This is a genomic window from Chelatococcus asaccharovorans (assembly GCF_003201475.1).
Classification (GTDB): Bacteria; Pseudomonadota; Alphaproteobacteria; order Rhizobiales; family Beijerinckiaceae; genus Chelatococcus; species Chelatococcus asaccharovorans.
Genome location: NZ_QJJK01000015.1, coordinates 42,623 through 65,017 on the forward strand (window position 1 = coordinate 42,623; position 22,395 = coordinate 65,017).

The window sequence follows — 22,395 nt, forward strand, 5'->3', positions numbered from 1 at the left end:
CAAGCCGCCTTAGCCCGCACGGGCCCCGTCGCTGGCGAGGGATTGTCCGTGACGGGCGCGACGGTCACCTATCGCAACGGCCATACCGCATTGCGCGATGCGACATTCACAATCCCGACCGGCACGATCACCGCCCTCGTCGGCGTGAACGGTTCGGGCAAGTCCACGCTGTTCAAGGCTATCATGGGCTTCGTCCGCCTGGCGAAGGGCCAAATTTCCATTCTCGGCCAGTCCGTCGATGCCGCGCTCAAGAAGAACCTCGTGGCCTATGTGCCGCAGAGCGAGGAAGTGGACTGGAACTTCCCCGTTCTGGTGGAAGATGTCGTCATGATGGGCCGCTACGGGCATATGGGGTTCTTGCGTATTCCCAAGGCGGCCGATCGCGAGGCGGTCTCGGCCGCCTTGGCGCGTGTCAACATGAGTGAATTTCGCAAGCGCCAGATCGGCGAACTCTCAGGCGGCCAGAAGAAGCGCGTCTTCCTGGCGCGCGCGCTCGCCCAGGACGGGCGGGTCATCCTGCTCGACGAGCCCTTCACCGGGGTGGACGTGAAGACCGAGGATGCCATCGTCGGCCTTCTGCGCTCGCTGCGGGAGGAGGGGCGAGTGATGTTGGTATCGACCCATAATCTCGGCAGCGTACCGGAATTCTGTGACCGTACGGTGCTGCTCAACCGCACGGTCCTGGCTTATGGTCCGACAGCGGAAACCTTTACCCAGGCCAATCTGGAAGAGACCTTCGGTGGCGTGTTGCGCCATTTCGTGCTGCATGACGGCGCCGATGGCAGGCAGAAGCCGGTCGGCGTGCTGACCGACGACGAGCGGCCCCTGGTGCTGCGCGATGGCCAGCTCGTCCCCCGCACGCGGACCGAACGCAACGGGGGCCAGGGCTGATGGACCTCATGCTGGAGCCCTTTTCCTATCACTACATGGTCAATGCCATGTGGGTTTCGGCGCTCGTTGGAGGGGTCTGCGCCTTCCTGTCCTGCTATCTCATGCTGAAGGGGTGGTCGCTCATCGGCGACGCGCTGTCGCATGCGATCGTGCCCGGCGTGGCGGGGGCCTACATGCTCGGCTTGCCCTTCTCAATCGGCGCATTCTTCTCCGGAAGCCTGGCGGCGGCGGTGATGCTGTTCCTCAACCAGCGGACCAAGCTCAAGGAGGATGCCATCATCGGTCTGATCTTCTCGTCCTTCTTCGGGCTTGGCCTTTTCATGGTGTCGTTGTCGCCGACTGCCGTAAATATCCAGACGATCGTGCTCGGCAATATTCTGGCGATTACACCCGAAGACACGCTGCAGCTCGCCATCATCGGCTTTGTCTCGCTCGCCGTGCTGCTCATGAAATGGAAGGATCTGATGGTCGTCTTCTTCGATGAAAGCCATGCGCGTTCCATCGGCATCAAGACGACGGCGCTCAAGGTGATGTTCTTCACCCTCCTGGCAGCATCCACGGTGGCCGCCTTGCAGACCGTGGGGGCGTTTCTGGTGATCTGCATGGTCGTGACACCCGGCGCCACGGCTTTCCTGCTCACGGATCGGTTTCCGCGGCTCCTCCTCATCGCTGTCGTCATCGGCGTGCTGACGAGCTTTGTCGGGGCTTATGCAAGCTATTTCATGGACGGGGCGACCGGCGGAATTATCGTTGTACTGCAGACCCTGATTTTCCTGATGGCCTTCGTCTTCGCGCCCAAGCACGGCATGCTCGCGGCACGTCGGCGTGCCGCGCAGGCGGTGGAGGCGGGCTCATGAACATTGTCACCATTCTGGCCGAGCCGTTCCAGTTCGCGTTCATGGTCAATGCGCTCGTCATCGCCACGCTGGTGGCGGTGCCGGCTGCCATGCTCTCCTGCTTCCTCGTGCTCAAGGGCTGGTCCCTGATGGGCGATGCGATCTCGCACGCTATTTTTCCCGGCGTGGTGATCGCCTATATCGTCGGCTTTCCCTATGCGATCGGGGCCTTTGCCGCCGGCATGCTGTGCGCCGTCGCAACCGGCTTCCTGAAGGACAACAGCCGGGTCAAACAGGATACGGTGATGGGTGTGGTGTTCTCGGGCATGTTCGGCCTGGGGTTGGTCATGTATGTCAAGATCCAGTCCGACGTCCATCTCGACCACATCCTCTTCGGCGACATGCTCGGGGTCGGATGGCGTGATATCGCGGAAACGGCTGGGATCGCGGCTGTGACGGCGGGTATCCTCGGGCTGAAGTGGCGGGATTTTCTTCTGCACGCCTTCGACCCAGCCCAGGCGCGCGCTGTCGGCTTGCCCGTGCGGCTGCTGCACTATGGGCTGCTGTGCCTCATCTCCTTGACGATCGTCGGCGCGCTCAAGGCGGTTGGCATTATCCTCGCCATCGCCATGCTGATCGCCCCCGGTGCGATCGCCTTCCTCCTGACCCGCCGGTTCAGCCACATGCTGCTGCTCGCCATCGCGCTCGCCGTTCTGGCTTCCTTCGGCGGCGTTTATCTGTCGTTCTTCATCGACAGCGCGCCGGCGCCGACCATCGTGCTCCTCATGACCCTGATGTTCATCGTCGCTTTCATCGTTGCGACCCGCAGGGCCGCGCGCATGGAGACCGGAGACGTGAACGTGTAGGACCTGATCTCGCCGACGGTCGAGCGCCTCAAGTCTGCCCTGTTCGGCCGGATCTCTTGCGCGGGAGCGGCTTCACATAGATTTCGAGCCGATGGCTGACAATGCTGTAGCCGTGCTTGCGTGCGATTTCTTCCTGAAGTCGCTCGATCTCGTCCGAATGGAACTCGATGACGTCGCCCGTCTCGACGTTGATGAGATGGTCGTGATGGCCATGATCCGCCGCCTCATAGCGGGCGCGCCCGTCGTTGAAGGTATGGCGCTCCAGGAGGCCCTTGTCCTGCAGGAGGCTGACGGTGCGGTAAACAGTGGCTATCGAAATGCCCGGGTCGATTGCGTTGACTTGACGGTGGAGCTCGACAACGTCCGGGTGGCCCGTCGTCTCCGACAGCACCTTCATGATGATCCGGCGGGGGCGCGTCAGCCGCAGCCCGTTTTCCCGGCATAGCGTGGCGATATCCGTCCCGAACTTCATTGTATTCCGTATAGCGATTCAACCGGTGAATTGGGGCACTGCGATCGCTTTAGCGCAAACGCGCCGCGATGACAAAAGCAAAGCTTGCCCTTGCGGTCCCCGGCTAGTGGAGCGAATTTGACATTTGAGTCCCGCCTGACATCAAGCTCCAGATCAAATGTCAAATTCAAAAGCTCCACTAGAACCAATAACTTGCTAGTGGTTTTCTTGACTCCAACATTTGCTCCGAGGGTGGTATCGGGCGGATGCAAATGTCGGAGTCGAACCACTATGCTGTGTAACGCGATGCTCTGACGTGTTCAGGCCGGAAGCCCAGCCCGATCAGCCGGCCCGCGAGATGGGCGAGCACCGGCCATCGGGCGATGCCGCGCATGAAGGCCGGAGGCCGCGAGCGCCGGCTGTCATCGCCTTCGCGACGGCGCTTGTCGCGCCGCATCATCAACTGCAGCGTCTGAGTCGCGCGGGTGGGGAAGCGACGGCGCGCCTCGACCGCGGCGAGATCATCATTGGTCAAGGTCGCCTCGCGCAGCGGCCGGGTGAGGATATTGGCCGCGGCGACAGCATCCTGGATGGCGAGATTGACGCCTACGCCGCCGATCGGCGACATCGCATGGGCCGCATCGCCGATGCAGATGAGGCCGGGACGCCACCAGCGCTTCAGCCGGTCGATGCGGACGCTGAGAAGGTGCACATCATCCCAGGACGTGATCTCGTCCAGCCGATCGGCAGGAAGCGGCGACACCGATGCGACCTCCTGGCGGAAGGCATCCAGTCCACGGGCGCGAACATCAGCGAAACTGCCCTTGCGGACGACATAGCCACATTGCCAATAGTCGCCCCGGTCGATCATGACGAAGCCCTGGCGAGGGCCGGCGTGGCCCATGGTCTCCACCGGGTCGCCGGGTTGGCGCGACAGTCTGATCCACAGGACGTCGCTCGGGCTGCCGAAGCTCTCGACCTCAAGGCCGGCGCGCTCCCGTATGCGGGAATTGCGCCCGTCGGCTCCGATGACAAGCGGCGCCGAGATTTCGACAGTACCTTCGCTTGTTCTGGCGCAGACCCCTGTGACTGTGCCGCCGGCCTCGCACAGTGCTTCCACCTCGGTGTTCATCAGGAGGCGGAAATTGGGAAAGGCTGCGGCTTGCGCGGCGATATAGTTGAGAAACTCCCACTGCGGCATGAACGCGATGAAGCGGCATCGCGTCGGCAGGCGGGAGAAATCGGCTATGGTGACGTTGGCGCCGCCCATCGTTGCGTGAAGCGTCGGCGCCTCCGTATGGGGCAGGGCGAGCAGGCCGTCGAGCAGTCCGAGCTCGTGCATCACTTCCAATGTGGAAGGATGAACGGTGTCGCCGCGGAAATCACGCAGAAAGTCCCCGTGTCTTTCCGCGACGACAACGTCGATCCCGGCTCTGGCCAGGAGAAACCCCAGCATGAGACCTGCCGGACCCGCCCCGGCAATTGCGCAGCCGGTCTTGATCCTGGCTGGGCCGCCGGCCATCACGAAGCGGACTTGGTCTTCCGCGAACGCTTGGTGGGAGCCGGCGCCGCTGCTGGCTCGGCCTTGCTCTTTCGCGAAGCACGCTTGGGCGAGGCCTCCGGGGCAGGCGCGGCCGCCTCGACGGCAGGAGCTGGCTCGTTGCCGCGGGCGCCGCGGATCTGGCCAAGGCCGGAGGCCCGTGCCAGCGCCGAGCGGGTCGCGGCATAGTTCGGCGCGACCATCGGATAGTCAGCCGGCAGGCCCCATTTCTGGCGGTATTCAGCCGGGGTGAGGCCATAGTGGGCCTGTAGATGGCGCTTCAGCGACTTGAACTTCTTGCCATCTTCGAGGCAGATGATGAAGTCCGGCGTGATCGACTTGCGCACCGGCACGGCGGGCTCGGGCTTCGGCTCGCTCGCAGCGACGGATGGTGCATTCAGGGCGATCAGCGCAGAGTAAATCTCGCCGATCAACTTCGGCAGCTCATCAGCCGGGACGAGATTGTTCGAAACATAGGCCGAAACGACATCGGCGGAGAGCGTTACCAGATCGCTCGTGTCCGTCTGTTCCGTAGGCGTGGTCAAAGTTCTATCCTCTTCGATATTTAAGGGGTGGTTGGTGCGGATGGACATAGGGACTATTTCGCTGATTTTGCGAAAATTTCAAACATTAGATTGCCCGGCAATGCTTTTTTTCTTCCCCTGATGCCAAAATTCAGGGATCGCAATCACATTGGGTCACGCCCTATAAGAATGAAGGCGCCTGCGACGATACGCGACAGCAGATTGCAAAGCGATGCAAAACAATCCTATTCATCACGACATGTCAGTGCCGTCCTTTCAATTTCTCCATGCCGCCGATCTGCACCTCGACAGCCCTCTGCGTGGACTTGCACGGCGCGGGGAATTAGCTGGCGCCTTCATTGAAGCGTCACGCCAGGCGCTCGACAATCTGGTCACGACCGCGATATCCGAGCGGGTAGCCTTCCTCATTATTGCCGGCGACATCTATGATGGCGACTGGCGGGATTATGCCACGGGTCAATTCTTCGTCAGACAGATGGGGCGCCTTGCGCAGGCCGATATTCCCGTGTTTCTGATTCGCGGCAATCACGATGCTGATTCGGTCATCACCCGGAATCTGCCGCTTCCGACGAACGTCTACAGTTTCTCGGTCCGGTCCGTGGCGACAACCACGATCGAGCCGCTGCGTGTGGCGCTGCACGGCCGCGGTTTCGCCAACCGCCACGTGCCGGACAATGTGGCTCTCTCGTATCCTCCGGCTCAACCTGGGTATTTCAATATCGGTGTACTGCATACATCGCTAACGGGCCGCGACGGTCACGACGTTTACGCCCCCTGTTCTATCGAGGACCTTCAGCGGGCCGGCTATGACTATTGGGCGCTTGGGCATGTCCATAAGCGCGAGATCGTATCCGAGCATCCCTTCGTTGTCTTTCCGGGGAATTTGCAAGGCAGGCATGCGCGCGAGATAGGGGAGAAGGGGGCGACCCTCGTCACCGTCAAGGAGGGCCGCGTCACCGCGGTCGAGGCGCTCACGCTCGATGCCGCCCGCTTTGATCACGCGCGTATCGATCTTGGTGGCCTCGCCGAGAAGGCCGCGCTCATGGCAACGGCGCGCGAGGCGATCGGCCAGGCCCATCATCGCGCCGGCGGGCGCCCTCTCGCGCTCAGGCTCAGCCTCTCCGGGGCGACGCTGCTTCATGCCGAGCTTTGCGCCCAGGCCGATCAGGTGAATGAGGACATGCAGGCGCTGGCCTGGGAGGTCGGGCCCGACATCCTGATCGAGAAAGTCCGCATCGAAACGTCAAGGCCTGCGGGACCTCCCGCCGATCACGCCGCGCTCGGTGACTTCGCCGCGGTGCTGGCCGCTGCCGCCGCCGACCCGGCCTTCCGGGCCGAGATCGCGAAAACCTTGGGCGACCTGCGGATGAAGGCGCCCGCCGATGCAGCCGCCCTCGTCGGCTGGACGGAGGCTGACGTTGACGCCATCGCCGCCAGCGCCATCGCCGCGGCGGAGGAGGTTATCCTTGCAAGGCTTGCCGATGCCTCCCTCGGCGGGGGAGAGCGGCCATGAAGTTGCTGTCGCTCGGGCTGGAACGGTATGGCCGCTTCACGGATCGCCGGCTGGAGTTCGATCCTGCGGCACAGGTCGTCGTCGTGCAGGGCGCCAACGAGGCGGGCAAGACGACCGCCCTTGCGGCCGTCACGGATGCCCTGTTCGGCATCGAGGAGCGCTCCCGTTTCAACTTCCTCCACGAATACAAGGCTATGCGGCTGTCGGCGACGGTCGAGGGGGCCGATGGCCGGCGCTTGTCCTTCGCCCGCCTGAAGCGCCGCGACAAGACCCTGGTCGATCCTGAAACAGACGCCGTGCTGGCCGGCGATTGTCTCGCGCCGTTTCTCGGCGCCTATGATCGCCGCGCCTTCCTCGAGATCTTTGGCCTCGATCAGGCAAGACTGCGCGAGGGCGGGCGCAAGCTGCTCGCCGGCGGGGGCGATCTGGCCGAGACCTTGCTCGCCGCAGCCCCCGGCCTCAGTCAGGTCACGACCTTGCGGGATCGCCTCAGGGACAGTGCGGTGCAGATCTTCAATCCGGATCGCCGCAGCGCCTCGCAGGGGCTCTACCGTGCGCTGGATCGGCGCGCCCAGGCCCAACGGCGCGTGCGGGAGGAGGAAGTGCGCGTCGATGAGGTCAAGAAGGTGCGCGAGGAGGCGGAGCATTGCGCCGGCCTGCGCAAACAGGCCGTGGCGGCGGAAATCGAGGCCGCGCTGGCCCTCCAGCGTGCGGAGGCCCTGGCGCGCGGCGCAAGGGAACTGCGGATCATCGATGCGGAGCTCGCCGCGCGAGCGGGGATGGGTGATCTTCCCATCGTTCCCCCGGGGTTCGTCCGGCGGGTGAAGAGCCTCCTGGCCAATTTCGAGGAAGCCCGCGCGGCGGCCGAGCGGGCGGCCGGTGAACAGCGCGCGGCCCAGGCGGCGCTGGACGCCGTTGCGCTCGATGATGCCTTCCTGGGGCTGAGCGAGGCGGTCACGGCCTGTGACGAGGAGCGTGCCGCCGTCGCGCGCGAGCTTGCGAGTCTGCCGAAGCGGAGCGCGGAAGTCCTTGAAGCCCGGGCGGCGCTGAAGGCGCTGGCCCTTGGTCTCGGCCTCACCGACGACGCGGCGCTGCTGGCGCTGAAGCCGGCGCCGCCTCTCCTGGCGCGGGCGGACAAGCTGGTCGATGGGCTGCGCGCCTGGAGCGCGCTGGCTGGGGCCCTTGGACGAGACAAGGCGAAACTGGCCGATCTCAGCCGCAAGGTCGAAGCTGCGCGCTCTCAGCTCGGCCATGTGGCCGATCCTGCGCCGGTCAGGCGCCGCCTCGCAGCCCTGGACGGTGCGGAGGAACGCGAGCGGGCGGTGCAATCCCTCGATCACCGGCTGAAGGTCGGGCAGGCGGAGCTTCGCGATCGCCTCTCCCGCCTCGGCATCGGCGTCCCCGATCTCGAGGCCTTGGCGGGTGCGCCGTTCCCCGATCTGGCGGCGGCCGAAGCCTGCCTGCGCGGCACCGGCCACGCGGCCGAGCATGTCGCGCGGCATCGCCAGGCGGCGGCCGATCTTCGCGAGCAGCTCGCCAGGGCGGAGGCGCGCCTGGCCCTGTTGCTGGCGGGGCGCCCGGCGCCCACCGAGGCCGCCATCGCCGCGGCGCGGCAGGCGCGCGACGATCTGTGGGGCCACCTGCGGCCGCTGGCCTCCGGCGAGCGCGGTGCCGGGGCCGCCGATGCCGAGACCGCGCTGGCTTTCGAGCGGGCCGTCGTGGCTGCGGATCAACTGGCCGACGATCGGCTGACGGAGGCCAAACGGTTGGCCGATCTCGCGCGTGCGGAGCTCGATATCGCGGAGCTCCGGGCCGGCCGCGATGCGGCCGACGGCCGCCTTCAGGATGCGATCCGTGAGGAAGGGTTGCGCCTTGGCGAATGGGCTGCGCTCTGGGCGCCCGTTGCGCTGGCGCCTGCCGCGGACGATCGCGCGCCAGCGCTCCTGCGCGAGGTCGCGGCGATCCGGCAGGCCCATGCGGCGCTGCGCCGGGATGCGGCGGACAGCGAAATCCTGCGCGAGCAGGCGCGTGCCGACCGTGCCGAGATCGGGGCCTTGCGTCGGGATCTCGGGCTGCCGCCGATCGACGATGCGTATCCCGGGGCGGCCTCGCGCGGTATGGCCGAGGTGCGCCACGCGGTCGCCGAGCTCGAGCAGCGCTTTCTCGGCGCGCGCGACTACGAGCGCGACCTGCAGCGCCTCGGCGAGAATGGCGTCGACATCACCCGGCGGAGCGAGGATCTGGCGCGCGAGAAGGAGGCCCTGGCAAGGGAAGCCGCGGCGATCTTCCCGTCGCTCGCCATCCGGAGCGAGGCCTCCGCGGAAGAAGCGCGCGCCGCGCTTGACCTGTGGCGGCAGGCCTTGACCATTGCCGAAACGCTGGGCACGGCCGAGCACCGCGTTGCCGGCATCGAGCGTGATCGCGATGCCTTCGTCGATCATGCCATGGCCCTTGCCGCGCAGGCCGGGGCAGCGGCGGTAGAAGACGATGCCTTCTCCGTTGCCAGATCCCTGCGTGCCCGGCTCGATGTGGCGCGGCAGGCGCGCACGAAAGCCGACGCTGCGCGTGAGGCGCTGGAGGCGCGGCGGCGGACGGCCGCAACCGCCGATATCGCCCTGGAGCGTGCGCGGCAGGCCCTGGACGAACAGGTGGCGCTCGCCGATCTGGCGGATCCCGCGATGCTGGCCGGCGTGATCGAAGGGCTCGAGGCGGCCGAGGCCTCCACGCTGCGCCTCGGAGAGGCGCGCGCGCGCCTCGCGGATATTCGCGGCACCGGCAGCGAGGAGGAGATGCGCGTCGCGATCGCCGACCAGGATGACGACAGCCTCGCACGGGGGATCGCGGAGGCGTCTGCGGCGCATCAGGAGGCGCGTCACGCGCGCGATCTCGCCATTGAGCGCGACACGCAGGCGCGGACCGCCGTGGAGATGCTGGAACGGCGTGCGGGCGCGGCCGGCATGGCCCAGGAGGAGCAGGACGCCGTCGCGGAAATCGCCGAGGCCATCGAGCGCTTCACCCACGATCATGTGGCGGCGCGGCTGTTGACCGCGGCTATCGAGCGCTACCGCCAGCAGCACCAGAGCCCGATCGTCGAGCGGGCGTCACAGGCCTTCGCGACGCTGACCGGCGGCCGCTGGAGCGGGATCGCGGTGGACTATGACGAGGACCCGCCGCGCCTTGGCGCGCTGCGGGACGGGCGGCTGCTCGGTGTCGATGCCCTGTCGGAAGGAACCGCGGACCAGCTTTTTCTCGCCCTGCGGATCGCCGCGATCATCGACCATGCCGGGCGGGCGACGCCGCTGCCCTTCCTCGCCGATGATCTCTTCGTGACCTTCGATGAGGGGCGCACGGAGGCGGGCTTCCGGCTGCTCGGGGAACTGGGGAAGACCACGCAGGTCATCGTCTTTACCCATCACGCGCATGTCGTCGCTGCAGCGTCCCGCGCGCTCGGTCCGGCCGCCGCCGTCATCGAGCTGTAGCTCGCTGTTAGCGTGAGACGTGCGGGCGGCGGCTGGACGCCCGGACGTCTCATCAATCGGCGAGCTGCCGCATGACGGCGAAGAGTTCCGCCTTGGTCTCGAAGCCGATGCCGGGGGCGTCGGGGAGACCGACATAGCCGTTCTCGACGCGGATGCCGTCGGCAAAGCCGCAGAACGGCCGGAACACGTCCGGATAGGACTCATTGCCGCCGAGATGAAGCCCGGCCGCGATATTGAGCGACATCTGGTGGCCGCCATGCGGCACCACCCGCCGGCTCGACCAGCCGTGCTCGGCCAGCACCTCGAGGGTCCTGAGATATTCGACGAGCCCGTAGCTCAAGGCGCAGTCGAACTGCAGGAAGTCACGGTCCGGCCGCATGCCGCCATAGCGGATGAGGTTCTGCGCATCCTGGTGCGAGAACAGGTTCTCGCCGGTGGCGAGCGACCCGTCATAATGCTCAGCGAGCTCGGCCTGGATGGCATAGTCGAGCGGATCGCCGGCCTCCTCATACCAGAACAGGCCATAGGGTTTCAGCGCCTTGCCATAGGCGAGGGCGGTCGCGGCATCGAAGCGCCCGTTGGCATCGACGCAGAGCCGGGCGCCCTCACCGACGACCTCCAGCACGGCATCGATGCGGCGGAGATCTTCGTCGAGCGGGGCCGCGCCGATCTTCATCTTGACGACGTGATAGCCGCGATCGACATAGCTCTTCATCTCGTCCTGCAGGGCGCCGAGGTCCTTGCCGGGATAGTAGTAGCCGCCGGCCGCATAGACCCAGACCTTGTCATCGGCGACGCCGCCCCGATAGCGGTCGGCCAGCACGCGGTAGAGCGGGCGGTCCTCGATCTTGGCCACCGCATCCCAGACGGCCATGTCGATGGTTCCGACGGCGACCGAGCGCTCGCCATGGCCGCCCGGCTTCTCGTTGGTCATCAAGGTCGACCAGATCTTGAAGGGATCGAGATTGTCACCGGCGTCGGTGACGAGGGTCTCGGGCGCGGCCTCCTGGATGCGTGGCAGGAAGCGTTCGCGCAGGAGGCCGCCGGCGCCGTAGCGGCCGTTGGAGTTGAAGCCATAGCCGATGACCGGCTTGCCGTTGCGCAGCACGTCCGTGATAACAGCCACCACCGAACAGGTCATCTTCGAGAAATCGATATAGGCATTGGCGATCGGCGAGGCGATCGAGGCCGTCATTTCGCGGACATCGACGATACGCATCAAGAATTCCCTGTGGCTTCGGGCGCGGCAGGCCGGAGGATAGCACCCTTTGCTGCGACGTCCCCCCGCCCGTGTCCATCGGCGTCGGGACATGACGGCCGGTGATGCTGTATGTCGTCCCATGGGCGGCTTGGGTCAGCGAGGTTCGGATGCGCAAGGTTCTCATTATCGGCATTGGCGCCGGCAATCCGGATTATCTCACCGTCCAGGCCATCGAGGCCCTGAACGAGGCCGATGTCTTCTTCATTCCCGACAAAGGAAGCGACAAGGCCGCTCTGCGCTCGCTGCGGGAGGAGATCTGCGCGCGCTTCATCCGTCAGCCCGGCTACCGCTTCGTGCCGATCGCGGTGCCGGTGCGTGCCAAGAGCGACGATTACAAGGCCGATGTCGCCGACTGGCATGCGGCGATCGAGGCGCGTTATACGGCCTTGCTCCAGAGCGAGCTGGCCGAAGGGGAGACCGGTGCCTTCCTGGTGTGGGGGGATCCCGCCCTCTATGACAGCACGCTGCGCATCATCCAGGCGATCGATGCGAAGGCCCCGTTCCCCTTCGCCTATACCGTCATCCCCGGCATCACGAGCGTGCAGGCGCTGGCCGCCCAGCACCGCATCGCGCTCAACCGCATCGGCGAGCCGGTGCATGTGACGACCGGCCGAAAGCTGGGCGAGGCCTTGCCGGAAGGCGCCGACACGGTGGTGATGCTCGACGGCGAGCAGGCCTTCAAGCGCCTCATCGGGCAAGGTCTTGAGATCTACTGGGGAGCCTATCTCGGCACGCCGGAGGAGATTCTCATCTCCGGTCCACTCGACGAGGTCGCCGAGGAGATCGATCGCCGGCGCCGCGAGGCCCGCGCGGCGAACGGCTGGATCATGGACACCTATCTCCTCCGCAAGTCGGATTCCAAGCCCAAGTCCGACGCGCCGCCCAAGTCCGACGCACCGCCCAAGTCCTACGCACCGCCCAAGTGCGGCGCGCCTTGATCTTCAAATCCGGCGCCGCCGCCAGCAGCCGGCTTGCCGCGACGCTCTGCATATTGTATATTTTATTCATTGAAGGATCGTGTCGGGCCCGGACGGCCTCGTTCCCGCTGTTGGCCGAGGTGTTGCGGACAGTGCGCGCCTTGCCACGCGGACACGCATTCCATTGCTTTCGGAGGGAATAGGCATGTGGTCAGGTGTTCTTCCCGCAGTGACATCGAAGTTCAAGGAAGACGGCTCTCTCGATCATGACGAGATGACCCGCTGCTTCGGCCTACAGATGGATGCCGGCTGCGATGGCCTGATCGTCTGTGGTTCGCTGGGCGAAGGCCCGATGATGACGCTGGACGAACGCATCGCGGTGATGCGCACGGCCAAGGCTGTCAGCGGCGGTAAGCCCGTGCTGATGACGGTTGCCGCGGCCTCCACCCGCGAGAGCTGCGAGATTGCACAGCGCGCCGCCACGGCCGGCGCCGACGGGCTGATGGTGGTGCCGAGCCTCGTCTATCAGACTAACGACGCCGAGACGGTCGCCACGCTCCGCGCCGTGGCGGAGGCGGGCGATCTGCCGATCATGATCTATTCCAACAAGATCGCCTATCGCGTCGACGTCACGCCGGCCCTGATGGAGGAACTCGCCTCGGACAAGCGCTTCGTCGCCATCAAGGAATCCTCCGACGACATTCGCCGCACGACCGAGATCTTCAATCGTCTGGGCGATCGCTACGCGGTGCTGACGGGCGTCGACAATCTCGCCTATGAGGCGCTTGCGGTCGGTGCGGTCGGCTGGGTCGCCGGCCTCGTCTGCGCCTTTCCCAAGGAAACGGTGGCGATCTATCGCTTGATGAAAGAGGGGCGGAACGCCGAGGCGCTGGCGCTCTACCGCTGGTTCCGTTCGCTGCTTGACCTTGATGTGAGCACCTATCTCGTCCAGAACATCAAGCTGGCGGAGGCGCTGGCCATCGGCTCGAACGAGCGCGTGCGCGCGCCGCGCCAGCCGCTGTCCGGCGAAACGCGCAAGCGGGTGGAATCGATCATCAGGGCGGCGATGGAGGTTCGCCCTGCGCTGCCGGCCTTCGGCTGAGCAGAGGGGGCGGGCGTGGCCGAGGCCGCAGGCGATTCACCAAGCCATGTCGACATTGACGTCGCGATCGTCGGTGCCGGCATCATCGGCATCGCGGCGGCGTCCTTCCTGCAGGACGAGGGGCGCGACGTCCTCCTAATCGACAGGGGCGAGCCGGCGCAGGGTGCGAGCTTCGGCAATGCGGGCGCCTTCGCCTTCTCGGACATCCTGCCGCTGGCGTCCCCGCGCATCATGCGCAAGGCGCCACGCTGGCTCATCGATCCGCTGGGGCCGCTCTCCATCCCGCCGGCCTATCTGCCTGAGATCCTGCCCTGGCTCATCCGCTTCTGGCGGGCGAGCTGGCCGGATCGCGTGCGCGGCGCAATGGTGGCGCAGGCGGCGCTGATGCGCTTGGCCTCGCGGGAGATGGCCGCGCTCGTCGCGGCAGCCGGTCTCGACGGCATGGTGCGGTCCGATGGATCGCTTGAACTCTATGAGCACGAAGCCGAGCTGACGGCCGCCATGCCCGGCTGGGACGCCCGCGCGCAGGAGGGCATTGCCTTCCAGCATGTCCGCGGCGCCGCGATGGCGGATCTCCAGCCCGGGCTATCCCCGCGCTTCGTGGCGGGCACGTTCGTCCCCGGCTGGAAGACAGTGTCGGACCCTTACGACTTCGCCAGCGCACTCGCCGCGCGTGTGGTGCGGCGGGGCGGGCGCATCGCGCGCCATGAGGTCGCCGCCATCCGCCCCGTCGCGGGCGGTGTCGCTCTCGATTGCCGGGATGGCCGCACCATCACGGCGCGGCAGGCGGTCATCGCCTGCGGCGCCTGGTCGAGGCCCCTGGCACGCGCCCTGGGAGACGACGTGCCGCTCGAGACGGAGCGTGGCTACAACACCACCCTGCCGCCCGGCGCCTTCGACATCCGGCGGCAACTCATCTTCGGCGGCCATGGCTTTGTCATCACGCCGCTGTCGTCCGGCATCCGCGTGGGCGGCGCCGTCGAGCTCGGCGGGCTCACACGCGCGCCCAATTTTGCCCGCTCCGAGGCGATGCTGCGCAAGGCCGCGGATTTCCTGCCGGGACTGAAGACCGATGGCGGCCGGCAATGGATGGGCTTCCGTCCGTCGCTGCCGGACAGTCTGCCGGTCATCGGCGCATCCCGCGCCAGCGCCGACATCGTTTACGCCTTCGGCCACGGCCATCTTGGCCTGACCCAATCGGCGGCAACCGGACGGCTGGTGGCGGATCTCCTCGCCGGTCGCGCGCCGGCGCTTGATATCTCACCCTTCTCACCGCAACGATTTTGACCAGCAAGCTGATGAAAGATGGTCGTGTGAGCCGCTCAGTTGTCATCCCCGGCGAGATTGGCGAAGCCGATCGAGGGAAGGGGATCCAGAACTATCGAAGGCTGGCGTGGGTACCGTGGATTCCCTTCCCCGCGGGCCTTGCTGCCCTCGGCCGGGAATGACACCCTCCAAGGCTAATCCTAGTCTTCTAAGGGCATATTAGAACTAAACCGGAGGCCTTCATGGCGCGCCACAGCTTCTTCTGCATCGACGGTCATACCTGCGGCAATCCCGTGCGGCTCGTGTCGGGCGGCGGGCCGAACCTCAAGGGCGCGACGATGATCGAGAAGCGCGCCCATTTCCTGCGCGAGTACGACTGGATACGCACCGGCCTCATGTTCGAGCCGCGTGGGCACGACATGATGTCCGGCTCCATCCTCTACCCCCCGACGCGCGAGGACTGCGACGTCGCGATCCTCTTCATCGAGACGTCGGGATGCCTGCCGATGTGCGGGCATGGCACGATCGGCACGGTCACCATGGCGATCGAGCACGGGCTCGTCACGCCGCGAGAACCCGGCGTGCTGCGGCTCGATACGCCGGCCGGGCTGGTCGTGGCGGAGTATCGGCAGGAGGGCGCGCATGTCGAGGAGGTGCGGCTCACCAATGTGCCGGCCTTCCTGCATTCCCAGGGGCTCACGGCGGATTGCCCCGTTCTCGGCGAAATCACCGTCGATGTGGCGTATGGCGGCAATTTCTACGCGATCGTCGAGCCGCAGGCGCGCTATCGCGACATGGCGGATTTCACGGCCTTGGAGCTCGTCCAGATGAGCGGCGGGCTGCGCCGCTCGCTCAATGAGCGCTACAGCTTCACCCATCCCGAGAAGCCGGAAATCGGCGGCCTCAGCCACATCCTGTGGACGGGCGCGCCGACCCATCCTGAGGCGACCGCGCGCAATGCCGTGTTCTACGGCGACAAGGCGATCGACCGTTCGCCCTGCGGCACGGGCACCTCCGCGCGCATGGCGCATTGGGCGGCGACGGGACGGCTGCGGGAGGGGGAGGCGTTTGTCCATGAGAGCATCATCGGCTCGCTCTTCCATGGTCGCGTGGAACGCACGACGACGGTCGGCGGCAAGCCGGCGATCATTCCCTCCATCGCCGGATGGGCACGCACGACCGGCTACAACACCATCTTCATCGACGATCGGGACCCCTATGCCCATGGCTTTCAGGTCATCTGAAAGTCAGAAATGCGCTGGGCGGCGGCATGGACCATCGCGTGAGACAGAAGCGCCCATGGCTTCAATCCAGGTAATTCGCGTATGACGACCGGCTCCCCCCGCCCGGGCAAGGCCTTGCACCATCGCACGATGGCGCAGGGTGCGACCGATGAATTGCGCCGCCGCATCCTCGACGGCGAATTGCGCGCCGGCGAGCCATTGCGCCAGGCGGCGCTGGCGGAGGAGCTCGGTATCAGCCGCATTCCCTTGCGGGAAGCGCTGGTCCAGCTCGAGGCGGAAGGTCTCGTCCGGATCAATGCCCACAAGGGCGCGGTCGTGAGCGAACTGACGAGCGATGAGATCGACGAGTTGTTCGACCTGCGCGCGGCGATCGAGCCGATGCTGCTGAAGCGATCGGCGCCGAAGCTCACCCCGGAGGACTTTGCCCGCATGCGGGCTTTGCTCGACGAATACGACCGGGAGCTGGAAGACGCCAATGTGCGGCGCTGGGGCGAGCTCAACGCGAACTTCCATCGCCTGCTCTATCAGCACGCCGACAGGCCCCGGTCGATGACCCTTGCCTTCAACCTGCTGCAGGAATGCGATCGCCATACGCGGGTGCAACTCGCCCTGACAGGCGCCCGGGCCCGCGCGGAGGAGGAGCATCGCGAAATCCTGCGGCTCTGTGAAGAAGGGGAGTTCGCCGCCGCGGCGAAGCTCCTGAAGGCGCATATCCTGAACGTATCGGCGTCGCTCAACGCGTTGATCCGGCCGAAATAGCGGATCGTCTCCTACAGCCTGTCCGTGTCGCTGGCCGTGAGATAAATGGCGGCGAGCGCCTCGATGCCCGTTCGGTCGGCATCATCGAAACGGCCCGGGACGGGACTGTCGAGATCGATGACCCCGATGACCGTGCCGTTCTTGATCAACGGGACGACGAGTTCGGAGCGCGAGGCCGCGTCGCAGGCAATATGCCCGGGGAAGGCGTGGACGTCGTCAACGACGATGGACTGACGGCGCGCCACGGCGCTGCCGCAGACGCCGCGACCGACGGGAATGCGCACGCAGGCCGGCTTGCCCTGGAAGGGACCGAGCACGAGTTCGCCGCCCTTCAGCAGGTAGAACCCCGCCCAGTTGAGGCCCGGCATCATCTGGAAGAGAAGCGCCGATGTGTTGGCGGCATTGGCGATGGCATCCGTTTCGCCGGCGAGGAGCGCCTGCAGCTGCGCACCGAGCTCACGATAGAACGCAGCCTTGTCAGTGCTGTCCACCACGCGCGTCTCGAACATCGCTGCCTTCTCCCTCCGTTCGGCTCGTAGAGGAAGTGGCAGCACGGAGCGCCGGGCGCAAGGTCCAATCGTGGGGCCGCGCACAGTGGCGCCGGGATCGGACCTCGCTCCCCGCGACGGATTGCTCTATGCGCCCGGCGGGCGATGGGCGGCCCAGTGCCGGGCGATGTCGAGCCGGCGTGCCACCCACACACGCTCGTGGCCCTGGATGTAATCCAGGAAGCGGGCGAGGCCGGCAGCACGGCCGGGACGCCCGGCGACGCGACAATGCAGGCCGACCGACATCATCTTCGGGTGGGTCTCTCCTTCCGCATAGAGGACGTCGAAGCTGTCCTTGAGATAGCGGAAGAACGCCTCGCCCTCGGGAAAGCCCTGCGCGTTGATGAAGCGCATGTCGTTGGCATCGAGGGTATAGGGAATGATGAGATGCGCGCCCTGGGGCCCGGATTGCCAGTAGGGCAAGTCATCCGCGTAGGAATCGGAGGAATAGGCGAAGCCGCCTTCCTCCATCACCAGCTTCAGGCTGTTGACCGAGGTGCGCCCGGTGTACCAGCCGAGCGGGCGCTCGCCGGTCGCCTCCGTATGGATGCGGATGGCCTCATGCAACTGCGCGCGCTCCTCTGCCTCGGACATGTTCCGATATTCGATCCACTTCAGCGCGTGGCTGGCGATCTCCCAGCCGGATTCCTTCATGGCCGCGACCTGCTCGGGGCTGCGCATCAGCGCCGTCGCCACGCCGAAGACGGTCGCCGTCAGCCCGCGTTCGTCGAAGAGCCGGCGCAGGCGCCAGAAGCCGGCACGCGCGCCATATTCGAACATGCTCTCCACGTTCATGTGGCGCTGTCCCGGCCAGGGCTGGGCGCCGAGCACGTCCGTCAGGAAGGCCTCCGATGCCGGATCACCGTGCAGGATGGAGTTCTCGCCGCCCTCCTCATAGTTCACGACGAACTGGACGGCGACGCGCGCCTCCCCCGGCCATCGGACGGCCGGAGGCGTGCGGCCATAGCCGACGAGATCGCGGGGATAGGGAACGTCAGTCATGGTGGGAAACTCCGGCAAGGGCGAGGACGCTGTGCAAGAGGACATTCGCGCCGGCAGCGCAGTCTTTGAGTGTAGCACTCTCTGCTTCGTTGTGGCTGATGCCGTCCTTGCACGGCACGAAGATCATGGCGGTGGGCACGGCTGACGCGACGGCGCAGGCATCATGGCCGGCGCCCGACGTCATCTCCCGATAGGGCAACCCGCGTGCGGCTGCCGCCTGGGCGATCGTGGCTGCGACGTCCGGCGAGAAGGACAAAGGCTCCATGCTCCAGATCGGATCGAGCGTGACGGTGACGTCGCGCGCCGCGGCGATGCGCTCGGCCTCCGCGCGCATCTCGGCGCGCATGCGGCCGAAGTGATCCGGGTCCGGATGGCGGAACTCCAGGCTGAAGCGAACCTCGCCGGGTACGGTATTGCGGGACCCGGGGCTGACCTCAGCCATGCCGATGGTGCCGACCCCGTCCGGGGCATGGGCGCGGGCGATGCGCTCGGCCGCGAGCGCGAGCTCCGCGAAGGCCATCAGCGCATCGCGGCGCAGGGTCATCGGCGTGGTGCCGGCGTGGCTTTCGCGGCCGCTCACCATGCCGTTGTACCATTGCTGGCCCTTGGCGGCCGTGACCACCCCGATGGTCAGGTTCTCCGCCTCGAGAAGCGGACCCTGCTCGATATGCAGTTCCACCATGGCCGCAAAACGCCGGGCGCCGGGCACTTCCGTGCCGGCATAGCCGATGGCGGACAGGGCCTCGCCGACGGTGACACCTTCCGCATCGCGGCAGGCGAGTGCGGCCTCCAGCGCGACATGGCCGACATAGACTTCAGAGCCGAGTTCCCCGGGCGCGAAGCGCGCACCTTCCTCATTGGTCCAGTTGACGAGGCAGAGCGGCGCCTCCGTCGCGATGCCGGCCTCGTCCAGGGTCTCCAGAACCTCCAGACCCGCCAGCACTCCGAGGATGCCGTCGAACTTGCCGCCTGTCGGCTGGGTATCGAGATGCGATCCCATGGCGACTGCCGCGCGGCCAGGATCGCGGCCCGGCCGCTGGATATAGATGTTGCCGATCCGGTCGATGCCGACCTCATAGCCGGAGGCCTGCGCCCGCGCGACCAGCCAGTCGCGGACACGCCTGTCCTCCTCCGACAGGGTCAGGCGGCGCACACCACCCTTGAGGGTGCCACCGAACGCCGCTGTCGTCATGATATTCGACCAGAGCCGCTCGGCATTGATCGCGAGATTGGCTGTTGAGGCATCGGGCATGATCGGTCACAGACGCTCGAAGAGGATATCCTGGGCGCCTTCCCACAAGGTGCGCTTGCCAAGCGCCACGAGGTTCTCCTGCCCCTTGGTAATCGTCATGAAATGGTTGCCGGCGAGTTGCCCCATCTTGCTCGCGAAGCGCACGCCGCCATAGGCGAGCAGCATTTCCGTCTCGCTATAGCCGCCGGGATAGAAAATGAACTGGCCAGGCGCGGGATAACTTGTGGCATTCTCGAAGGTCAGCCCAAAATCCTGCTCGCCGAGGGGGATCCAGCAGCCTTCGCCGCTCCAGCGGACATGAATGATCCTCTCCTTATACGGCAGGAGGTTGCGAAAGATCTCACAAGTTTTGGGGGCTGCCTGTTCTTCGAGCACCGCCTCGAACGCGTAAGGTCCTGCAGTAATTTTGATTTTCGTCATCGATCCCTCAGACTGCCTCCAGCGGCATCAGTCGCTGTCAATTTACATCCAATAGTAAAGGCTATTGTATACGAGTTCCCCTTGCAATGTGAACAATCATCCGCTTTCATAGTAGCAGACTGGCGGCATCCGCGGGGGGCGTGACACATCAGCGCCCCGGACGAAAGCGGAGCGACAGAGGGGAGAACCGAACGATGATCACGAAGCGCACATCATTGAAGATCGTGGCTCTTGGAGCCGTCTCTGCCGCTGCATTGGCGATGGGCGGGCTGGCGCCCGCCTTTGCGCAGACCAAGGAGCTCAAGATCGGCTTTGTCGGGGTGACGAGTGGCCCGGCGGCGGCCTGGGGAACGTCCAACGTACGCTCCATGCAGACGCGCGCGGACTGGCTGAACGAGCAGGGTGGCGTCAAGATCGGCAATGACACCTATAAGATCACGGTCGTGACCTTCGACGATCAGAAGGATCCGCGGCGTGCCATCGCCGGCATGGAAAAGATGGCGCAGGAAGGTATTCGCTATGTCGTCGGCCCGAATGTCGATGACGGCGCGGCTGCGGTACGCCCTGTCGCTGAATCGAAGGGTATTATTTATTTCCCCTATGCCTTCCCGAAATCCTTGTATGAGAAGCCGGCGTCCAATGCCGTGCTCGGCATGGTGGCGAACTACCAGTCCGCGCCGGAGATCTACAAGTTTCTGAAGGAAAAGAAGGGCGTGAAGAAGATCGCCTTCGTCGCGGCCAACGAGTCCGACCCGCTGAGCCAGCGTGACGGCGGCGTCGCGGCGGCCAAGGCGCTTGGTCTCGAAGTCGTGGCGGCCAACGACACCTATCAGAACGATACGCGCGATTTCACGCCCGTGCTGACGCCGATCGTCCGCCTGAAGCCCGACCTTCTCGTCCTGTCGGGTGTCGCGCCGGGGAACGCGCCGCTCCTGATCCGCGCGGCCCGTGAGCTCGGCTACCAGGGATTGATCTCCGCGGAAACGGCACAGGACGCCACCGTGCTGCAGGAGGGGGCCGGGGCGCTCGCCAACGGCTTCATCTCGGTCGGCGGTGCCTCGACGCCGGAAATCCGCTCCAAGACCATGGATGAATTCATCCAGCGCTACACGAAGAAATTCGGCGAATACAACGACGAATCCAACACCAAGGTCTATGCACTCGATTACATCATCGAGACACTGAAGGCCAATCCGGCGGCCATCGACAATGTCGAGGAATACAAGAAGACGATGGATACCTTCACTGCGCCCAACCCCTATGTGAAGGAAGGCCATCCCCTGAAATATGTCGGTACGACGTCCTTCGGCCAGAAACGTCAGGTCTCCGTGCCGATGGTGGTCACGGAATTCAAGGACGGGAAATTCGAGACCCTGTTCGTCGGCTCGGTCGACTAGTGGAGCGAATTTGACATTTGAGTCCCGCCTGACATCAAGCTCCAGATCAAATGTCAAATTCAAAAGCTCCACTAGAACCAATCGCTTGTTAGTGGTTCTCTTGACTCCGACATTTGCTCCGAGGCCGGTATCAGGCGGATGCAAATGTCGGAGCAGAACCACTAGCGCGGCGCCGTCACTGTATCTGCGGGACCTGGGGGATATCCTCAGGTCCTGCGCGCCTCGGGGATACGCCGTATGGAACAGGTTGTCGTCAACGGGCTCTATCTCGGTGCCCAATACGCGCTGATTGCGCTGGGTCTGACCCTTATCTTCGCATTGATGAATGTTTTGAACTTCGCCCATGGGCAGATGTATGTGCTCGGCGGGTTCGTCACCTATACGATCTACGGGCAGATGAAGCTGCCGTTTGTGCTCGCCTTGGTCTGTTCCGGGCTGACATTGGCCGTCGTCGGCGCCTTCTGCGAGAAATTCCTGTTCCGCCCCGTGATCCGCCGCAGCAAACGCGACGAGAGCACCATGTTGCTCGCGGCGGCCATCGCCTTTCTGCTCGATGCGGTGATTCTTCTTCTCTTCGGCGAGAAACAGCGCGGTGTGCCCAAGATCATCAACGGTGTCTTCCTGTCGGATACGATCGTCATGCCCTATGACCGTATCGTCGTGGGCGTCGTTGCCATCGTGATGATCGCGACCTTCGTGCTCTACATGCAATACAGCAAGACGGGCAGGGCCATGCGCGCGCTCGCGCAGGACCGCGTGGCGGCGCAGCTGATGGGCGTGAACGTCGAGCGCTACTCGATGATCGGCTTCGCGCTGGGCGCCATGCTCGCGGGGGTCGTCGGCGGCTTGCTCGTGACGATCACGGGCATCAGTTCGGGCATCGGCGGACCGATCTCCATCAAGGCCTTCATGATGGTGATGATCGGCGGGGCCGGCGTTGTCGGCGGCGCCATCGCCGGCGGTTTCATCCTCGGCATGATGGAATCCGTGGGCCTGACGGTGCTGCGTGAGTTCGGCGATATCACCTATCTCGTCATCTTCGTATGTCTGATGGTATTTCTCAGTATTCGCCCGAACGGGCTCATGGGCAAGCCGTGGGGTTGATG

Annotated in this window: 20 protein-coding genes; 12 read left to right on the forward strand and 8 right to left on the reverse strand. The window is 65.4% G+C overall.

Annotated elements, in window-relative coordinates; genetic code table 11:
- The first annotated feature begins 48 nt into the window (after positions 1-48).
- From C7450_RS28185 to C7450_RS28195, 3 genes are read left to right on the forward strand one after another with little or no spacing between them, the layout of a single operon-like run.
- Positions 49-891 (forward strand): manganese/iron ABC transporter ATP-binding protein, encoded by an 843-nt coding sequence (locus C7450_RS28185; RefSeq protein ID WP_245450169.1) that lies wholly within the window; start codon positions 49-51, stop codon positions 889-891.
- Entirely contained in the window at positions 891-1,748 is an 858-nt protein-coding gene (locus C7450_RS28190) for a metal ABC transporter permease (protein WP_110377828.1), read from the forward strand. Before C7450_RS28185 ends, C7450_RS28190 begins: the two co-directional genes overlap by 1 nt.
- Positions 1,745-2,593, forward strand: coding sequence for a metal ABC transporter permease (locus C7450_RS28195; protein WP_110377829.1), 849 nt, complete (start codon positions 1,745-1,747; stop codon positions 2,591-2,593). Before C7450_RS28190 ends, C7450_RS28195 begins: the two co-directional genes overlap by 4 nt.
- Before the next feature lie 28 nt (positions 2,594-2,621).
- On the opposite strand, the gene C7450_RS28200 is transcribed toward C7450_RS28195, so the two are convergent.
- The 3 genes from C7450_RS28200 to C7450_RS28210 form a co-directional block, all read right to left on the reverse strand.
- Positions 2,622-3,065, reverse strand: a complete 444-nt coding sequence (locus C7450_RS28200) for a Fur family transcriptional regulator (RefSeq protein ID WP_110377830.1) — start codon at positions 3,063-3,065, stop codon at positions 2,622-2,624.
- Between the two features lie 268 nt (positions 3,066-3,333).
- Positions 3,334-4,566, reverse strand: a complete 1,233-nt coding sequence (locus C7450_RS28205; RefSeq protein ID WP_110377831.1) for an FAD-dependent oxidoreductase — start codon at positions 4,564-4,566, stop codon at positions 3,334-3,336.
- Positions 4,566-5,177, reverse strand: a complete 612-nt coding sequence (locus tag C7450_RS28210; RefSeq protein ID WP_110377832.1) for a Ros/MucR family transcriptional regulator — start codon at positions 5,175-5,177, stop codon at positions 4,566-4,568. The genes C7450_RS28205 and C7450_RS28210 overlap by 1 nt, the downstream gene beginning before the upstream one ends.
- 196 nt (positions 5,178-5,373) lie before the next feature.
- Between C7450_RS28210 and C7450_RS28215 the strand changes: the two genes are divergently transcribed.
- Positions 5,374-6,642 (forward strand): metallophosphoesterase family protein, encoded by a 1,269-nt coding sequence (locus tag C7450_RS28215; RefSeq protein WP_245450170.1) that lies wholly within the window; start codon positions 5,374-5,376, stop codon positions 6,640-6,642.
- Positions 6,639-10,121, forward strand: a complete 3,483-nt coding sequence (locus C7450_RS28220) for an AAA family ATPase (protein ID WP_110377834.1) — start codon at positions 6,639-6,641, stop codon at positions 10,119-10,121. The genes C7450_RS28215 and C7450_RS28220 overlap by 4 nt, the downstream gene beginning before the upstream one ends.
- A 52-nt stretch (positions 10,122-10,173) precedes the next feature.
- Here the strand turns inward: C7450_RS28220 and C7450_RS28225 are convergent, their stop codons facing one another.
- Positions 10,174-11,340, reverse strand: coding sequence for a mandelate racemase/muconate lactonizing enzyme family protein (locus C7450_RS28225; protein ID WP_110377835.1), 1,167 nt, complete (start codon positions 11,338-11,340; stop codon positions 10,174-10,176).
- A gap of 149 nt (positions 11,341-11,489) precedes the next feature.
- Here C7450_RS28225 and cobF point away from each other — a divergent pair, with 149 nt between their 5' ends.
- The 5 genes from cobF to C7450_RS28250 all read left to right on the forward strand — a co-directional run bounded on the left by cobF (position 11,490) and on the right by C7450_RS28250 (position 16,670).
- Positions 11,490-12,320 carry a precorrin-6A synthase (deacetylating) gene (gene cobF, locus C7450_RS28230; RefSeq protein ID WP_110377915.1) on the forward strand — a complete coding sequence of 277 codons (831 nt, stop codon included), beginning with the start codon at positions 11,490-11,492 and terminating at the stop codon, positions 12,318-12,320.
- Positions 12,321-12,504: 184 nt separating this feature from the next.
- On the forward strand, positions 12,505-13,401 hold the full coding sequence (locus C7450_RS28235) for a dihydrodipicolinate synthase family protein (protein WP_110377836.1): 897 nt from the start codon (positions 12,505-12,507) through the stop codon (positions 13,399-13,401).
- Between the two features lie 15 nt (positions 13,402-13,416).
- Positions 13,417-14,688 carry an NAD(P)/FAD-dependent oxidoreductase gene (locus tag C7450_RS28240; RefSeq protein ID WP_245450172.1) on the forward strand — a complete coding sequence of 424 codons (1,272 nt, stop codon included), beginning with the start codon at positions 13,417-13,419 and terminating at the stop codon, positions 14,686-14,688.
- A gap of 221 nt (positions 14,689-14,909) precedes the next feature.
- Complete coding sequence (locus tag C7450_RS28245) at positions 14,910-15,911, forward strand: 4-hydroxyproline epimerase (protein WP_110377837.1); 1,002 nt, start codon at positions 14,910-14,912, stop codon at positions 15,909-15,911.
- Positions 15,912-15,992: 81 nt separating this feature from the next.
- A complete protein-coding gene (locus tag C7450_RS28250; RefSeq protein WP_110377838.1) occupies positions 15,993-16,670 on the forward strand; it encodes a GntR family transcriptional regulator in 678 nt (225 codons plus the stop codon).
- An 11-nt stretch (positions 16,671-16,681) separates the two neighbouring features.
- Here C7450_RS28250 and C7450_RS28255 read toward each other — a convergent pair whose 3' ends face one another.
- The 4 genes from C7450_RS28255 to C7450_RS28270 form a co-directional block, all read right to left on the reverse strand.
- On the reverse strand, positions 16,682-17,179 hold the full coding sequence (locus tag C7450_RS28255; protein ID WP_110377839.1) for a GAF domain-containing protein: 498 nt from the start codon (positions 17,177-17,179) through the stop codon (positions 16,682-16,684).
- 126 nt (positions 17,180-17,305) lie between these two features.
- Positions 17,306-18,220 (reverse strand): allantoinase PuuE, encoded by a 915-nt coding sequence (puuE, locus tag C7450_RS28260; RefSeq protein ID WP_110377840.1) that lies wholly within the window; start codon positions 18,218-18,220, stop codon positions 17,306-17,308.
- Positions 18,213-19,472 carry a Zn-dependent hydrolase gene (locus C7450_RS28265; protein WP_110377841.1) on the reverse strand — a complete coding sequence of 420 codons (1,260 nt, stop codon included), beginning with the start codon at positions 19,470-19,472 and terminating at the stop codon, positions 18,213-18,215. Before C7450_RS28265 ends, puuE begins: the two co-directional genes overlap by 8 nt.
- Positions 19,473-19,478: 6 nt before the next feature.
- Positions 19,479-19,892 carry a DUF3830 family protein gene (locus C7450_RS28270; RefSeq protein ID WP_110377842.1) on the reverse strand — a complete coding sequence of 138 codons (414 nt, stop codon included), beginning with the start codon at positions 19,890-19,892 and terminating at the stop codon, positions 19,479-19,481.
- 194 nt (positions 19,893-20,086) lie between these two features.
- Between C7450_RS28270 and C7450_RS28275 the strand changes: the two genes are divergently transcribed.
- Together C7450_RS28275 and C7450_RS28280 are read left to right on the forward strand one after the other, a co-directional pair.
- Entirely contained in the window at positions 20,087-21,289 is a 1,203-nt protein-coding gene (locus C7450_RS28275) for an ABC transporter substrate-binding protein (protein WP_110377843.1), read from the forward strand.
- Between the two features lie 237 nt (positions 21,290-21,526).
- Entirely contained in the window at positions 21,527-22,393 is an 867-nt protein-coding gene (locus tag C7450_RS28280; protein WP_110377844.1) for a branched-chain amino acid ABC transporter permease, read from the forward strand.
- The last annotated feature ends 2 nt before the right edge of the window (positions 22,394-22,395 follow it).